The sequence below is a fragment of the Bradyrhizobium sp. USDA 4501 genome (assembly GCF_054062115.1).
This window is the reverse complement of the sequence record NZ_JBSSEX010000001.1, coordinates 7,990,968-8,005,723: the sequence shown is the minus strand read 5'-3', so window position 1 is coordinate 8,005,723 and position 14,756 is coordinate 7,990,968. Positions and strand designations below refer to the sequence as shown.

16 protein-coding genes are annotated in these 14,756 nt (G+C 63.0%); 6 read left to right on the top strand and 10 right to left on the bottom strand.

Going from position 1 to position 14,756, the window contains the following annotated elements; all coding sequences use genetic code 11:
* Nucleotides 1-122: 122 nt before the first annotated feature.
* From ACVWZM_RS37080 to ACVWZM_RS37065, 4 genes are all read right to left on the bottom strand, one after another.
* Nucleotides 123-749, bottom strand: coding sequence for a hypothetical protein (locus ACVWZM_RS37080; RefSeq protein WP_456855835.1), 627 nt, complete (start codon nucleotides 747-749; stop codon nucleotides 123-125).
* Nucleotides 746-1,240: a c-type cytochrome gene (locus tag ACVWZM_RS37075; RefSeq protein ID WP_035631104.1), complete on the bottom strand. Its 495-nt coding sequence runs from the start codon at nucleotides 1,238-1,240 to the stop codon at nucleotides 746-748. The genes ACVWZM_RS37080 and ACVWZM_RS37075 overlap by 4 nt, the downstream gene beginning before the upstream one ends.
* 121 nt (nucleotides 1,241-1,361) lie before the next feature.
* Nucleotides 1,362-3,134: a PQQ-dependent dehydrogenase, methanol/ethanol family gene (locus ACVWZM_RS37070; RefSeq protein WP_253639606.1), complete on the bottom strand. Its 1,773-nt coding sequence runs from the start codon at nucleotides 3,132-3,134 to the stop codon at nucleotides 1,362-1,364.
* A 135-nt stretch (nucleotides 3,135-3,269) separates the two neighbouring features.
* Nucleotides 3,270-3,740, bottom strand: a complete 471-nt coding sequence (locus ACVWZM_RS37065) for a copper chaperone PCu(A)C (RefSeq protein ID WP_253639605.1) — start codon at nucleotides 3,738-3,740, stop codon at nucleotides 3,270-3,272.
* 280 nt (nucleotides 3,741-4,020) lie between these two features.
* On the opposite strand from ACVWZM_RS37065, the gene ACVWZM_RS37060 reads away from it, so the two are divergent.
* A complete protein-coding gene (locus ACVWZM_RS37060; RefSeq protein WP_253639604.1) occupies nucleotides 4,021-4,536 on the top strand; it encodes a phosphotransferase in 516 nt (171 codons plus the stop codon).
* Nucleotides 4,537-4,567: 31 nt separating this feature from the next.
* Nucleotides 4,568-4,864: a hypothetical protein gene (locus tag ACVWZM_RS37055; RefSeq protein ID WP_253639603.1), complete on the top strand. Its 297-nt coding sequence runs from the start codon at nucleotides 4,568-4,570 to the stop codon at nucleotides 4,862-4,864.
* A 45-nt stretch (nucleotides 4,865-4,909) separates the two neighbouring features.
* On the opposite strand, the gene ACVWZM_RS37050 is transcribed toward ACVWZM_RS37055, so the two are convergent.
* From ACVWZM_RS37050 to ACVWZM_RS37040, 3 genes are all read right to left on the bottom strand, one after another.
* Nucleotides 4,910-5,092: a hypothetical protein gene (locus tag ACVWZM_RS37050; protein WP_456855834.1), complete on the bottom strand. Its 183-nt coding sequence runs from the start codon at nucleotides 5,090-5,092 to the stop codon at nucleotides 4,910-4,912.
* Nucleotides 5,093-5,179: 87 nt separating this feature from the next.
* Complete coding sequence (locus ACVWZM_RS37045) at nucleotides 5,180-5,635, bottom strand: cupin domain-containing protein (protein ID WP_253608187.1); 456 nt, start codon at nucleotides 5,633-5,635, stop codon at nucleotides 5,180-5,182.
* A gap of 87 nt (nucleotides 5,636-5,722) precedes the next feature.
* Nucleotides 5,723-6,280, bottom strand: coding sequence for a zinc metalloprotease (locus tag ACVWZM_RS37040; protein WP_057019579.1), 558 nt, complete (start codon nucleotides 6,278-6,280; stop codon nucleotides 5,723-5,725).
* Nucleotides 6,281-6,901: 621 nt separating this feature from the next.
* On the opposite strand from ACVWZM_RS37040, the gene ACVWZM_RS37035 reads away from it, so the two are divergent.
* Nucleotides 6,902-8,740 (top strand): caspase family protein, encoded by a 1,839-nt coding sequence (locus ACVWZM_RS37035; RefSeq protein WP_253639600.1) that lies wholly within the window; start codon nucleotides 6,902-6,904, stop codon nucleotides 8,738-8,740.
* Nucleotides 8,741-8,918: 178 nt separating this feature from the next.
* Here the strand turns inward: ACVWZM_RS37035 and ACVWZM_RS37030 are convergent, their stop codons facing one another.
* Together ACVWZM_RS37030 and ACVWZM_RS37025 are read right to left on the bottom strand one after the other, a co-directional pair.
* Complete coding sequence (locus ACVWZM_RS37030) at nucleotides 8,919-9,566, bottom strand: DUF4384 domain-containing protein (protein ID WP_256527870.1); 648 nt, start codon at nucleotides 9,564-9,566, stop codon at nucleotides 8,919-8,921.
* Between the two features lie 21 nt (nucleotides 9,567-9,587).
* A complete protein-coding gene (locus tag ACVWZM_RS37025; protein ID WP_456856833.1) occupies nucleotides 9,588-11,300 on the bottom strand; it encodes a caspase family protein in 1,713 nt (570 codons plus the stop codon).
* On the opposite strand from ACVWZM_RS37025, the gene ACVWZM_RS37020 reads away from it, so the two are divergent.
* Nucleotides 11,190-11,471: a hypothetical protein gene (locus tag ACVWZM_RS37020; protein WP_246786613.1), complete on the top strand. Its 282-nt coding sequence runs from the start codon at nucleotides 11,190-11,192 to the stop codon at nucleotides 11,469-11,471. The two genes, ACVWZM_RS37025 and ACVWZM_RS37020, sit on opposite strands and share 111 nt — an antisense overlap.
* Before the next feature lie 36 nt (nucleotides 11,472-11,507).
* On the opposite strand, the gene ACVWZM_RS37015 is transcribed toward ACVWZM_RS37020, so the two are convergent.
* A complete protein-coding gene (locus tag ACVWZM_RS37015) occupies nucleotides 11,508-13,232 on the bottom strand; it encodes an NHL repeat-containing protein (RefSeq protein ID WP_076831460.1) in 1,725 nt (574 codons plus the stop codon).
* A gap of 81 nt (nucleotides 13,233-13,313) precedes the next feature.
* Here ACVWZM_RS37015 and ACVWZM_RS37010 point away from each other — a divergent pair, with 81 nt between their 5' ends.
* Both ACVWZM_RS37010 and ACVWZM_RS37005 read left to right on the top strand, forming a co-directional pair.
* A complete protein-coding gene (locus tag ACVWZM_RS37010; protein WP_233475560.1) occupies nucleotides 13,314-13,685 on the top strand; it encodes a hypothetical protein in 372 nt (123 codons plus the stop codon).
* An 88-nt stretch (nucleotides 13,686-13,773) separates the two neighbouring features.
* A complete protein-coding gene (locus tag ACVWZM_RS37005; RefSeq protein WP_456855833.1) occupies nucleotides 13,774-14,754 on the top strand; it encodes a DUF4424 domain-containing protein in 981 nt (326 codons plus the stop codon).
* Nucleotides 14,755-14,756 lie beyond the last annotated feature (2 nt).

Sequence of the window (14,756 nt, the reverse complement as noted above, 5' to 3'; positions counted from 1 at the left end):
TCTTCGCTGTAATCGCGTAAGAAAAGACGTGGATGGCCGGGACAAGCCCGGCCATGACGAAAAGAAAGAGAGTCATTTTAGATCAGTTAGGCAGCTGAAATTTGGCTATTTCAGTTTGCAGCTCAGGACCCGGCGCGGCGGATCGTGATGCGGGTCTCGTCGGTCATGTCCTTGAGCTCCTTGTTCGGCTCGCGGTAGAGATGGCGCTCGATCTCGACCGTGCGGCCGTCGATCGTCTTGGTGCATTTCTCGTCGACAAATACGCCGCCGACCTCCTGCTTGTCGGCGCCCGGCTGTGCCTTGGAACAGGTCCAGCCGTCCTCGCCATAGCGCGACCTCGCCTGCAGGCCGAGCAGGAAGGCCTTCTTGCGCAGATAGAGCCGCGCCTTCGGATCGGTCTCGATCATCAGCGCCGCGATCTTGGCGTCCTTGTCGATCATGACGGTGAGGATCGCGGGATGGCCGCCGACCATGGTGCCTTCCCGCCCACTCTCGCGATCGTACTCGAAGCGGATGCCGCGCAGCTGATCCCGTCCGGCTTGGCAAGCCTGCCATTGCGCCCAGTCAGCCAATCTGTGGGTCTTCTCGCCGACGCAAGTCAGGTTGATGTAGCCCGCGTCCGGCACGCTGCTGATCGCCATTCCGACGCTGATGTCGCGCAGGTCTCCCGCGGTCGCCATCGCCGGCACCGCTGCCGTGACGGTGACAGCGAAGGCCAAGCCACGGATTGCCGATCCTTGCTTGCTCATGGCTTTGCCTTCTCGCTCTGATCGGACGGCGCGGCGGCGTGGCCGGCCTCCTTGTAGATGTTGCAGACCCGCGAGCCATCGCCGAAGAACGCGATGCATTCATCGTAGGTCGGCTCGCCCTTGCCCTTGACGCGGGCAAGCACGTAATCGGCGACGGCCTCGATCTCGTTCGGCCGCAGGAACACATTCGCTTCGGGCGGCATGCGGTCCGCGACGTCCTGCCGGGTCATCTCGTAGCATTTCGTGGTGTCGTAGGAGCCGCGGACGAAGAACGGCATGCCGGTGCCCGGCCGCCCGCACGTCACGGTCTCGATGATCTGCTCGCGGGTCAGCTCGGTCTTGCGCAGCGACAGCGCGTCGCCGCCATAGCCGCCGCCGCCATTGCCGTGCCATTTGTGGCAGCCGACGCAATTGCCGCGCTTGAACACCGCCTTGCCCGCATCGGTCGGATCGCTCGCCGACTGCGCTTGCGCGGTACCGATAAATCCCATCACCAGCGCGCAGCCGAGCCACGCGCCAACCAGCGATATTTTTTTCATTCGTCTTGTTTCTTGTCTTTCTCAGCCAAATCGACGCGGGAGGCCTCGGTGAGAGGCCTCCCGCGCTGCGACGTCAAAGGGCGAACACGTAGAGCATCGAGCCTGGCTGCATCCGCTTCAGCTCAGGCGTGGCATCGATGAACCACTTGTCCCAGGCACCACCGAGGCCGACCAGGATCGCGACATACTGCTTGCCGTCCACCGAGAACGTCATCGGAGGCGCATTGACGCCGCCGCCGGTGTTGAACTGCCAGAGCTGCTGCAGCGATTTCGCGTCATAGGCGATCACCTCGCCGGACGGCTGTCCGGAGAACACGAGGTCGGGCGTCGCCAGGATGCCGCCGAGGTTCGGGAATTCGGTCTCCGCCTTCCCTGCCACCTTGCCGGTGGTGACGTCGATCGCGGTGACGCTGCCGGTGATCTTGACCGGCTGGCTCGGTCCGCCGCCCGTGAAGAACTCGCGCTTCTTCAACTTGTCCGGCGTCGTCTCCTCGACCGTGATCCGGTTGCAGCTCTCGATCACCGGGATGTACCAGAGCTTCAGGTTCGGATTATACGCGGTCGGCGGCCAGTTCTTGCCGCCCATGTTGCCGGGGCAGATGTCCGTCACCTTGTTGGTGCGGCTTGGCGTCACCGCCGCGTTGTAGCGCTGCACGCCCTGCTTCGGATCATACTCCACCGGCTTGCCGGATTCGGGGTCGAGACCCTTGGTCCAGGTCACCTTCTTGACGAACGGCAGACCCCAGATGAACTTGCCGCTGTTGCGGTCGATCGCGTAGGCAAAGCCGTTGCGGTCGGCCTCGAGCGCGAGCTTCTGCGTCGTGTTGTTCGGACCGGGGACGTCGACCAGCACGTTCTCCGCCACGCTGTCATAGTCGTAGGGATCGTTCGGCGTGTGCTGGTAGTGCCACTTGATCTTGCCGGTGTCGGCATCGAGACCAAGCGAGGAGTCGGTGTAGAGGTTGTCGCCGGGCCGATACTCGTTGTCCCAGTCCGGTCCGGGATTGCCGACGCCCCAGACGATGGTGTTGGTCGAGGGGTCAAAGCTGCCGGTGACCCAGGTCGATCCGCCGCCGCTCGCCTTGGCGTCCTTGTCGTCCTTCCAGGTCTCGTGACCCGCCTCGTCCTTGCCCGGGATCGTGTGGGTGCGCCACACTTCCTTCTGGCTCTTCAGGTCGGTCGCCGCGATCCAGCCGCGAATGCCGTATTCGGCGCCGGCCACGCCCGTGATCGCCATGTCCTTGACGATCAGCGGTGCGCCGGTGATCACCTCGCCCTTGTCGGGATCGGCGACCTGGCGCTGCCAGGCGACCTGCCCGGTCTCCTTGTTGGTCGCGATCAGGCGGCCGTCGAGCGTGTGCGAGACGACGAGGTTGCCCCACAATGCGACGCCGCGGTTGTCGACGCCGCAGCAGGCGACTGCGCCGGCCCAGTCATGGTCGGTCTTCGGATCCATCTTCCAGAGCAGCACGCCTTTGCCGCCATGCGCATCGATCTTGTAGACCGAACCCCAGCCGTCGGTGACGTACATGAAGCCGTTCTCGACGATCGGCGTCCCCTCCAGGCCGCCATGCGACCAGATTCCGCCGCCCTCGACGCCGCCGAGATGCATGGTCCAGGCGACCTTGAGGTTCTTGACGTTGTCCTTGTTGATATCGGCCAGCGACGAGAAGCGCGTCGCCGAATAGTTCTTGTGGTGGTGCAGCCAGTTGCCTGCTTCCTTGTCAGCATTGAGCAGACGGTCCTGGCCGACATCGTCGGCGAGCGCGAAAGAGCCCGCGAAGGTCGCTGCGGATGCTACTGCCGCGGCGAGGATATGCGACTTTACCCAATTCAACCTTGTCATGAGTTCATTTCCTCCGGATCTAGCATTCTTCATTGATCGAACCGCCCGTCACACACGGGCGATCACGCGAGAAGCCTTGAGTCCCGGCGCATGGCTGTGCACCACCCGCCGTCTTGTTGGGTCACTTGTGTGAGGTCACTTCTGGACCTGTACCTCCGTCTCGATGGTGCCTGCTTTCTGAAAAACGATCGCGCATTTGAAGGTCTCGCCCGGCGTGAGCGCCTGACGCATCTGCAGCAGCATGACGTGATAACCGTCACGCTTCAGCTCGAGCATTGCCTTTGCCGGCACTGGTATATTGGATATCGAGCGCATCGCCGGTGCGCCTTCGCCGCGATCCACAGTATGACGCTCGGAAAAATTCGCAACCGGGCAGCGGACACGAAGCAGCGCATCGGCGCTGTCGGCCTCGTTCTTGATCGTCATCGTCAACGGTAGGTCCCCGCCCGCTTTGTCGACCGCCGGCACGCGCGCGTCCACAATCTGCAAGGACTCGTTCGCGGCGGCGTTATGCACCACTCCGAACGTGCTGATCAGGCAGAATAATGGCAACGCGATCCATGATCGGCACGCAACGGCGCAATGCAACTCCCGCTCGAACGACATCAAGTTCTCTCCCAACATGATTTTTGTAGCATTGTTTCATGCTTCGTCGTGCGCTGCCAGCAATAGATCGCGAACGCTGCATCAACGCGATTTTGGGCACGCATAGCGGCCATGCTAACTTCCTGCGCATGAGTGCTCGATAAACTTCCGCCGGCACAGCGCGACGCAGCACATGCCGCACTGCGTCAGGTGATCGGCACCGCGGCGATCGACGCGGTCAGTTCGGTCTCGGGCGGCGCAACGTCGGCGCAATTGTTCCGGATCGATGCAGGCGGCGAGAATGATTTGCTCCGAATTCGAAGGAATGCCGAACCCGCTGCGCAATCCGTTTCAGTATGTGTCGCTCAGGATCGCCGCCGAGGCCGGCATCGCGCCGCGACTCCATCATGTCGACGAGGCCTCGCGCGTCGCGGTGATGGATTTTGTGCAGCGGCAGCCGCTCGGCCGCTATCCCGGCGGCCTGCCGGCGCTGGCGAAGGCGCTCGGCGAATTGCTGGCGCGCCTGCAGGCGACGCCGACCTTTCCCGCTTTCGTGCGCTACCCCGACATCGTGGCCCGGCTCTGGGCCCATGTCGGCCGCACCGGCCTGTTCGCGCCCGGCGTGCTTGAGCGCTGCAACGCGCACCTCGCGCGCATCCGCGCGGCCTATGCCTGGGATGAGGCCAACTCGGTGTCGAGCCACAACGACTCGCTCCCCGCCAACATCCTGTTCGACGGCAACAGGCTCTGGATGATCGACTGGGAATCCGTTCTATCGCACCGATCCGCTGGTCGATCTTGCGATTGTCGGCGATAGCCTGGCGCGGACGCCGGAGCTGGAAAGCATCTTGCATCGTGCCTGGCTCGGCCGCCCGCTCGACGAGCCGCTCCGCGCACGGTTCGCACATGTCCGCGCGCTCACCCGGCTCTACTATGCCGGCGTGCTGCTCAGCGCATCCGCGACGGCGCCGCGCACCATACCCGATACGAGCCTTGCCGCACCGACGCTCGCCGAGCTCGCAGAGGCCACACGCGCCGGCCGGCTCAAGGCCGGCACGCCGGCGGCCAAGCACGTGCTGGGCAAGATGTTCGTCGCCTCGTTCCTGACCGAGGTCGCGACGCCCGGCTTCGATCTTTCGGTCTGACGTTCAACCCGGCGGATCGAACGTCGACGGAAACTGCGGCGCAGCTCACTGCGGCACCGGGTGCAGCCTTGCGAGCTGGTCGAGCGACAATTCGGCCTCGCGATCGGTCAGGGGAAAACGCACGATCACGTCCTGACGCGCTAGCTGGCCCCACAGCGCATCCGACGACCATTTCTGCGGCTCGGGTCCGCGCGGACCATCGACCCAGATAAAATACCATTCCGCCATGGAGGCGACCAAAGCTCCTCGCCGGAACATTGGTCCTTCGCCGGCCAATCCGCAACGCCCGATTCGTGCGCGGCGCGACAGGTGGGGCTATTCGTACGGCGTGCCGTCCTTGTGCAGGAAGCGGCCGTCGGAGCTCGGGCTCATCATGTCGATGTCGGAGCAGGTGATGACGTCGGCGCGCGAGCGCGAGCCGACCTCGAGATAGGTCGCCGTCATCTGCGACCTGTTGATCAGATGATGCCCGTTGCCGGAGTTCTTCGGAAACGCCGCGCAATCGCCGGCCCGCAGCACCGTCTCGCCGCCGTCCTCCACCAGAACCACCTCGCCCGCGAGCACATAGACGAACTCGTCCTCATCCGAATGCCAGTGGCGCTGGCTCGACCAGTTGCCGGGCGGCAGCCGCATCAGGTTGACACCGAAGTCGGCGAGCCCGCCGGCATCACCGAGACGTTGCCGCACCCGCTCGGCGCACGGCGCCGCGAACTCCGCCGGATAGCCGGTCCCCTTGCGCTCCGGCACGTTTGCAAGGTCGACCTTGGGCATGGCGTCTCTCCGGCGGTTGGCGGGCGAACGAGCGATCGGGCCGGCTGTAAACCGTTTCATGGAAGGCGGCAGCAGGAAGTTCCGAGGTCAGCCGCCAAATCGCTTCACCAGTTTTGAACCTTTGGCCGTGCTTATCTGCTGACCGGTCAAATCGCTTCCCACGCTCAATCCCTTCGTCATCAAGTTGCTGCGCAGGGCGGCCTGCTTCTCATCGGCGTAATCTACGTCGACGTGGTCGAGACTCATCAAATGCCCAAGTTCATGGGCCCACGCGCGTCCGTTGGCAAAGTCATTGCCATACCATTGGACAAAGCTTGCCGGCTCGGGATCGCTATGAAGATACGAGCCGCCACCAGCCGAGAGATTGACTATCGGATTGACGAGATAGATGTGGACCGCATTGTCGGGAGCATGCCGGAAACTGAGAACATCCAGCACGCGCTGATCATTGTTGCGCGCGCTCTTCGCCATATCGAGCGGTTTATCTTCCACGTAATCATTGATCACGAACGCGATCTTGGCCTTCGCCCAGATCTTATTGACCACATCCAGTGCCTTCTTGGCGGCCTCGCCACTCCATTTTTGCGGCTCGGCGACACCTTTCTCGGCAAATGGCGTAATGTAGATTTTCAGTGGAATAGACATGTGCGTCTCCAGAGATTTCGACGACACCTGCGGTGGGCGTCCACACGTCGACGTCCGGATCCCGAGGACGCAGATTTCGATTCTTTCGGGACTCGCACGTCTCAGCTCGAACGGATCGGCGTTGCTTCCAGATAGACGCAGTTCGCGCTCCTATGGAAGAGGCCCGAGGCTGCGACAAACGGCCGAGACGACCGGGCTGAACCTTGTCGACGCCACCGAGACTAACAACGCGGCCGTCACACGCTGACGATCCGGCACGAGCATCGCTTGAGCATGCGAGTTCAATTCCGAGATCACTATCGAGAGATGGAACTTCGCTTGGCGAAGCCCAGGCGGATGCCGGCACTGCCAGCCATTCCGGCGCTAACGATAAAAGACAGATATTTCAATATCTTACAGGTCAATCGGCATTTGTTCGGCCGTGCACCACCGGCCCTACACGCTTCGGTGTATCCTTGAACAATCTCTCTGCCCCGGACGACAACATCAGGAATGGATTGGACTCAAGTTTGTTCTCTACGGAGGTATGCCGGCGCCCGTAACGCTTGACGCAGTGGAGTTTGCGCGCGGCCACCTTCGATAAAGCTGCCGTTGTTTCGAGCCGATTTTTGGACGTTCGCCATGCGCTACACGCTCCTCCGAGTTCTTGTTGTTCTTGCTGCTTCGGTTCTCCTGGCGTCTCAGCCAGCCTGGGCAACGAAGCGAGTGGCTTTGGTGGTCGGCAATTCGAACTATCAAAATGCGCCACTACTTCCGAATCCTGCCAATGATGCCACCGCTATCGCCGCGACCTTGAAGGGCGCCGGGTTCGATTTGGTGGAGTCTCGGCTGAACCTGACCTCGAGCGACATGCGGCGGGCACTGAGGGATTTCGCCGATCAAGCTCGCGATGCAGACATCGCGATCGTCTACTATGCAGGTCACGGAATCGAGATCGACGGGACGAATTACCTTATTCCGACGGATGCCAGGCTTGAACGCGACACTGATATCTATGACGAGGCCTTCTCGCTCGATCGCGTCCTGCTGGCCATCGAGCCCGCCAAACAGCTCCGCGTCGTGATCGTTGACGCCTGCCGCAACAATCCATTCGCCGACACGATGAAACGAACCGTCGCTTCGCGCGCGATCAGCCGCGGGCTCGCCCGGGTAGAACCCGCCGTATCCAATACGCTGATCGCGTTTGCGGCGAAGGCCGGACTGACCGCGCTCGACGGCAACAGCACGAACAGTCCCTACGCGACAGCGCTGGTGAAATATATCGCAAAGCCTGGACTGGACCTGCGCAGGGCTTTCGGCTTCGTCCGCGATGATGTCTTGCAAGCGACCGGCAACCGACAGGAGCCTTATGTTTACGGCTCACTGGGCGGTGAGGACGTTGCCCTCGTGCCAAAGGCAGAAGAGCCGGCGCCGCCGCCGGCTAACGCCTCGTCGGAGATTCGTCGCGACTACGAATTGGCCCTGCAACTGGGTAACAAGGCCGCTATGAGCGCGTTCCTCGCCCAGCACCCCGACGGCTATTACTCAAATCTGGCCAAGCTTCAGCTCAATCAGATCGACGCGGAGGACGCACGCGTTACCGCCACCCGGAAAGCGCAGGAAGCGGAGCAGCAGAAGGCTCGGCTTGCGTCCGAAGGTGCCCAGCGAGCGGAGCAGGAAAAGGCGGCCGCAGAATTCAAGGCCGCGGAGGATGCCCGTATCGCGGCAGAAAGAACAAAGCAGGCGGCGCAGGACCAAGCTGCCGAGGCTGAACGGAAGCGGACCGCATCCCAAACCTCAACGGTCGCCATGCTTTCCGCGAACGGACCCGCGCCCGACAGCGCCAAGCCGGATAATATTGCAACCGCTACCCCATCGCAGAATAGCGAGGGCGCGAAGGTTGCCGCCCTGAACACGGCGCCGCCGCAGGAGGATCTTGCCAAATCGGTGCAGAGCGAATTGAGCCGGGTTGGTTGTTTCACAGGCTCCATCGACGGTGAGTGGAACGCGGCCTCGCGTCGCTCCCTGACCTTGTTCAACCGGCACGCCGGAACCAAATTTGACGTCAAGCTTGCAAGCCTCGATGCGCTCGATGCGATCAAGCTGAAGCCGGCCCGGGTTTGCCCGCTGATCTGCGAACATGGCTACAAGGCCGACGGCGACCAGTGCCGCAAGATCACCTGCGCCGAGGGCTCGTTCCTGAACGAGGATAACGAATGCGAGAAGCGGCGCGGGAAAAAGCCGGTGGCGAAGCGCAACACGGATGAGCGGCCGTCGCGCGCCGATCGTCCGGTCCGTGAGAGGCCCGAGCCGCAAGCCGACACTCCCCGACGACAGGCGACTGCGAGACCCTCGGGTGGCAGCGGCCAGATCGTGTGTGATGCTTATCTATGCCGCCCGGTCCGTCGCGGATGTCATCTCGATTACCGTGGCGGCGGAGGTCCCGGCGGCGGTACCGGCAATGTTGAGGTCTGCAACTAGGACGGCCACGGCGGCGCGCTCGAGATCGGGCCTCATGCCCGGGGGCAACGGAGCCAAACCGCAGGGCCCTGCATGCAAGAAGCCGAACAGCAGCCTCCGCCACAAGGATATTCACCACATGATCGCGCGGGACGGTCTCCTCGACCGCCCGGGCAGCCTGAGCAATGCGATCGCTGACCTACTTGATGGAGTATGATTTGATGTCGAACGACCAATTGTTCGGCAATAGTCTTCCGCCGCCGCTGTCCGGTATCCGCAGCTGACTGGTCCAATCCGACAGATAGCTCAACGTGTCGGCCGGCCCCTGAAGCTTGCGCTGAATGTCCGGCAGATCGAGCAATTGCACGCGTCGCTCGCTCAGGATCGCAACGATGACGGCGGACCCGGCCGGCGGCGCGACGACATATTCAAATCCACGTTGCTGTGCCGCCGGGGTCGGAACGATGAATTGGACGCCAGGCTTGACAAGATTCATGTCGGGTCCGACCGACTGCGCCAATAGCTCGGCAGTCGGGAAGATCTGGGACATCCGCCCTTCCGCATCAACATCCACCAGCATCAGATAGCCCGGCTTCCTGGCGGTTACGCCGAATGACACCTTGCCGCCAATGTTGACGGTTGGACCCGGCAGGATTTCAAGCGCCACGCCGGCGGCATTTGCCGGGCCGCGCGGGGCCTGTACGCGCCAGAGCAACGGAGCATTCGTCGCACCTGCCGATGGAGCGGCCGATGGCGGCGGCGTCGCCCACGCGGCCCCGCCTCCTGCCAGCAGCAGCACGATCGCGAACCAGGATTGCTTGCGGGAAACCAGTTTCGCTGGCGACATGACCGGGCTGTCACAGCTTCGTCAGGGAACGCTGAAAAAGCCGATTGACGCGATCCGCGCGTCCGCCGGCAGGTAGCGCTCCAGACTCTTGATCACCTGCCCCGAGGCACGGCGCCGGTTGAGCTGCATCAGGACCGTCTCCAGATCAACCATCCGCTGCTGCGAGGTTACCGCGACGATCTGCTCGGCGCCGAACGGCTCGCCTACCCGAAGAGGCAGCCGCAGATTTGCTGACCGAGCCATCGCGGCATCGGAACCCACCGGATACAGCATCTGGATGGTTCCATCACCGGACACGTTGAATAGCAGCACCGCCCGCGAACCGACGTCGGACAATTCGACCTCGACGGTCTGTCCGCTGCGCTGCTGTCGGTCATCCGGCCAAATACGCATCAGCTGCGGCGACTGCGTCGCCATGCGCTTCAGCTCCCGAATTGCCGCGGTTCGGTTGACCACTGTCGTCAAACCGCCAACGTCGACGCCATAGGCGACCACGTCGCCCCAGGCGATCACATCATGGGATACGGGGTCCCAGATCAGGTCGGGATTATCAGTCGGTTGAACGGCCTGCACGCTGGCGTCCTGCGGCTTGACGCTGGTGAAATAGCCCATCTTGCCGTCAAGCGCTGCCAAGCGGATCGGCGTGGTGAGGCGGAAGGGCGGCAGTGCGGCACTGGGCGCGGCCGGGGCGGTCGCAGCGGCACTGGTTGGACCGGTTTGCGACTTGGCCGTAACGGCCGGCGGCGGAGGGGTCTGCTTCTCGGCGGACGCGACGGTAGCGACCTGGCCGGAGGCAGCTCTCGCCGCCGTCCCCTGGATCAGCACCACGCCGCGGGTCAGTTCGAACGCGACCTCGGTTTCCGGCATCTGTGCCGGCGACGATACCGTCACGATATTCTGGCGCTGGTCGGACAGTTGATAGACCACCTGCCGAACATTGCTGAAAAGCTCTTTCAGGGTCACCTTGCCATCATGATTGATGTCCGCGTTGCCCTCCACGGCGCGCGCAACGGCATAACTCAGGGCGCCGCGCAGGCCATCGATCCCCGGAATCCGCACTTCCGGCGCTTTGGTGTGCCGATCGACCGCGGCGATGAACGCGGTGTGGTCGAGATCGAGTTCGGACTTCGGGTCGTCGCTGCTCGACACCGGCTTCAATTCATCGACCAGCAGCGTGTAGCGGGGCACCTGCCGAAAACTCATCTCAGCCGCCCGCGGATCGATATCGCGCACCATTCCGCCGCCATGGCAGGTATCCGCGACGAAAATCACCCTTGCGCCGCGCAATTCGAACTGCCGGATGAAATGGTTGAATTCGCTTCCCAGAATGCGCTCGACAGATCCTGCCGGCGTGGTCGCGAATTCGGGCAGCAAGAACACGTTCTCCATTCCGTCCGGTTCGGAGCCCTTGATCCGCTCCGGCTCCTGCGTGCCGTGGCCTGCGATCGACAGGAAGACGAGATCGTTGCTCTTGGTCCGCTCCACCAGTGAGCTGATTTCGCGCAGCACGCTCGCCCTGTCCGCCTGCGCATTGGTCAGCTCGACCACATCGCTGACGCCCATGGTCCTCAGGCTCGACACGATGTCATTGGCGTCGGCGACCGCGCCCTTCAATTTGCGTACATGCTGGTAGTCGTCGATCCCGATGACGAGCGCCCGGAGCGCCGCACCGTCGGGATTGCTTATCGACAGTTCACCCGCCGCATGCGCGCGCTGGAGTGGCAGGCCGATCAACGCGGCGAGCAGGATGGCGGCACACAGCCAACCGGTCCTTCGATCAAAGCCCCTGAGCGTTCGCATCGCGATCCACCTCGATATCAAGCAGGTCCGCCCTGGAACCGCACCGGCAAGGCAGAGCGGCAGGAATGCCGTCCGGACCTCCGGAAACCAGCGCGCAGGCGGTGATCCATGTTCATCTGTAGCCTTGGCAAGACCTCAGGTTCAGCGCCGTTTGTTCGCCGTCTTGCGGCCTGTCGGCGCCTCGGTCTCCTGATAGGCGTTCGCGGAAACGGTCGTCTGATCGTCTGCGAACGCCCGAAAGCGGACCGGAACGTAACCGCGCGCAAGCAGGCTCGCGAGCGGGTAGACGTTGCGGCAGACCCGACCGTTGCAGCCACCCGTCGAGGATTCCATGACCTCGGCCTTGCGATCCGGGGTGAACCGCAGGAACAACATCACGTGGGAACCCGGTTTGTTCAGGGCGTCACCAGGCTTGAGGTCCCAGGGGTTGGTCACCGGCGCGGCGATCGCGGGAATGGCAGCGGTCGTGTAATGGACGGATAGTCCCCACGTGGCACTGACGAACGCCGAACAGTCGACACCCGCCACATCCGGCCGTGGCTCGTTACGGGTGCAGACATTGCCCGCCAGGGTCCCGCCGTCGATCCGCTGCCGGAAATTCGCGAGCGAACCGTGGCAGCCCCAGCAATAGGGCACACCCCGCACTTCCTGGTTTACCTTGCCCTGCAGATACCACGGCCGGCGAATACGGCTGAAACCGGAGCATTGGCTGTCGGGATCGCTGCCGTAGTTCGCCGGTGTCAGCTTCCACTGGATGCCCTCAAAGGCGAAGGCCGTCTCGATCGCCTGCTGACGATTGGACGGCCGCACGGCGGCGGTCGCATTGAACTTGATATCCGGCCGCGCCGCCGCCGGCGCGGCCGCCGTGCGCGACGGCCTGACGTCAATGACGGATACCTTCCCCAGGGGGCGGAAGCCGACACCAACCACCTCGACGCCATCCGGCTTGGTACGCAGAAAATAGACGTCGCCGTCGCCCGAGACGGTGACGAACCGCCGGGTCACGGGCGTGTTCTCCAGCGGCAGCTCGTAGATACCCTCAAGGCGTCCGTTCGCGGCATAGCGTGCGACGAAGGTGGAGGCATTCTTGCCCGACGGCGGAATGTCCTCGGCCAGCACGTAGAAGCGGTCGCTGTTGTCGATCTCGAGAAACTCCACGGTGCCGAGCTGGTTGCGGACGCGCAGGCCGAGCTGACCGATGGTCTCGTTGGAGACCATGGTCTGGATTTCGACCCGAACGCCGGCATTGCCCTTGTCGGGAATGATATCGGCGATCACCGATCCCTTGCTGCGCGAGGCGATATATTGCCGATCGGGCTGTCGCGTCGTCCTCACGATGGCCGCGCGCGTATTCTGATCCAGCAAGTCGGTCGGGCTGCTCAGCGCCTGCGAGCCCATCTGTGCGAAGGCCGAAATGGCGACCTGGTCGTCGGTTCCGCGGGATGAGACTTCCTCCAGTTGGATCTCGTCGCCGCCCAGCCCGCGTGTGGACTGTCCTGGTGCCGCCTTCAGCATTCGCACACCGCCGTCCCAAACCATGATGTCGTCGTTATGGACGACGAGGTCGGTGGGCTGGACGTCGCCAGGCATCTTCAGGATGTCGGGAGCAGTGTTCGGTTGCTTGGGGTCGAACTGCAGAATGCGGCCATTGATTTGATCGAGCACAAACAGATTTCCCTGTCCGTCAGCGCTGAGCGCTTGCGGGCCCGCGAGTTCGACGTCCTGGCTGGCCGCGACGATCCCCACCATGGATGCAGCCGAACCGCCGGCAAAGCTTCGCACGACCGCATCGTCGGCCCGTGCCCCGGTGGCCGCTATGGCAGTGCCAACGATAGAGAGCCAGATCCAGCTAGATCGACGAAGCATATCCGCCTCAATGTAACCGAACCGAATGCGGCGTCAGTCCGACTAATCCAAGACTGCCTAATCCAAGACTGCGCGAGTGCAGTGTCAATTGGTGGCGAGCAACCCCGATCCCGTTCAACTCTTTCACTGGACGGTGATAGTCCGAACTCCTTCAGCCTGCAGTGCAAAATCATGGCCAGAAACAGATTTGAGCAAGTCAGCGAAATCCAGCCCGACGCGATTACGCTGGTTTTGAGACGCGACAATGCCGGCGCCTCCGGGTCAATCGTGTTGCCGGCCGCCGCAAGCGGAGGTCGCCTGAGCAGCGACCAGGTCAGCGCCCATATGCCCGCCCAGGATGCCTTTCGCGGCGCAATCCGTCTCGCCAATGACATGAAGCTCGCGATCGTGGTTTGCGACCCCGATGGCGTCTGGAAGCCGGAATGGGGCGACCTTTATCAGGCGATCGATTGACCCGCACGGGCAGACGCTGCGGCGCCGCATGGAGGCCGGCATGGCAAATGGAGCGTTAAGCGGGCTGTCGTTGAGGTCGCGAGCCTTGATGATCGTCCTGTTGGCCGCAACCGGCTGGCCTGCGCGGGCGAACGATTCGGCAGCCGAATTGTCCATCGGCGGGCTGCAATTCGTCCGCACCAAGGACGTGGCCATGGCGAGCGAGGAGCTTCGTATCGGGCTGGACCGGGTCAGCGTTCGCTACCAATTCGTCAACCAGACGAGCAAGCCGGTTGCGCTCACTGTCGCCTTTCCGCTGCCGGACATCGACCTGTCCGAAGCCGAGAGCATTGCGCTTCCATCGAGCGATCCGGTCAACTTCGTCGAGTTCGAGACGAGGATCGACGGCAACCCGGTGCCGCTGGCCATCGACCAGCGCGCCATGGTCGGCAACAAGGATGTCACCGCCCTCCTCCGTCAGTTCAAGCTGCCTTTGCTGCCGCTCGGTGATCGGGAGATACGGGTGGCCGACCTGCCGGCGACAACCCGCACGAAGCTGATCGATGATGGCCTTCTGATGCCTGCCGGCATGAGCGACAACGGTCGCCAGCAATACACGCCCGGCTGGATAACCAGGACGTCGGCTGTTCGCGAGCAAGTGTTCCCAGCAGCGCATACCGTCACGGTCGAACATCAATATCGCCCGAGCGTCGGCTCCAGCCCTGACACGGTCCTGCGCGCGGGCCTACGTCGCAGCGCGGCGCTACGCCCGGAGGTCGAGCGATACCGGAGAGACTATTGCATTACGGATGCGTTCCTTGCCGAATTGGACAAGCGCACAGGCGACAGCCAGGCCAATACCGCAAAACTGCAGGAGCGGCGCATTTCCTACGTGCTCAAGACGGGTGCGAACTGGGCGGGTCCAATCCGGTCCTTCACGTTGACGATCGATCCGGGCGGCGACGATCGCCTGGTCAGTTTTTGTCCAGGGCGACTCAAGCCGGCATCTGCCGACAATTCGCGGCAGTTCACGGCGAGCGACTTCAAGCCGGATGCCGACCTGAAGATCTTGATGATCGGCAAGTTCTGAAC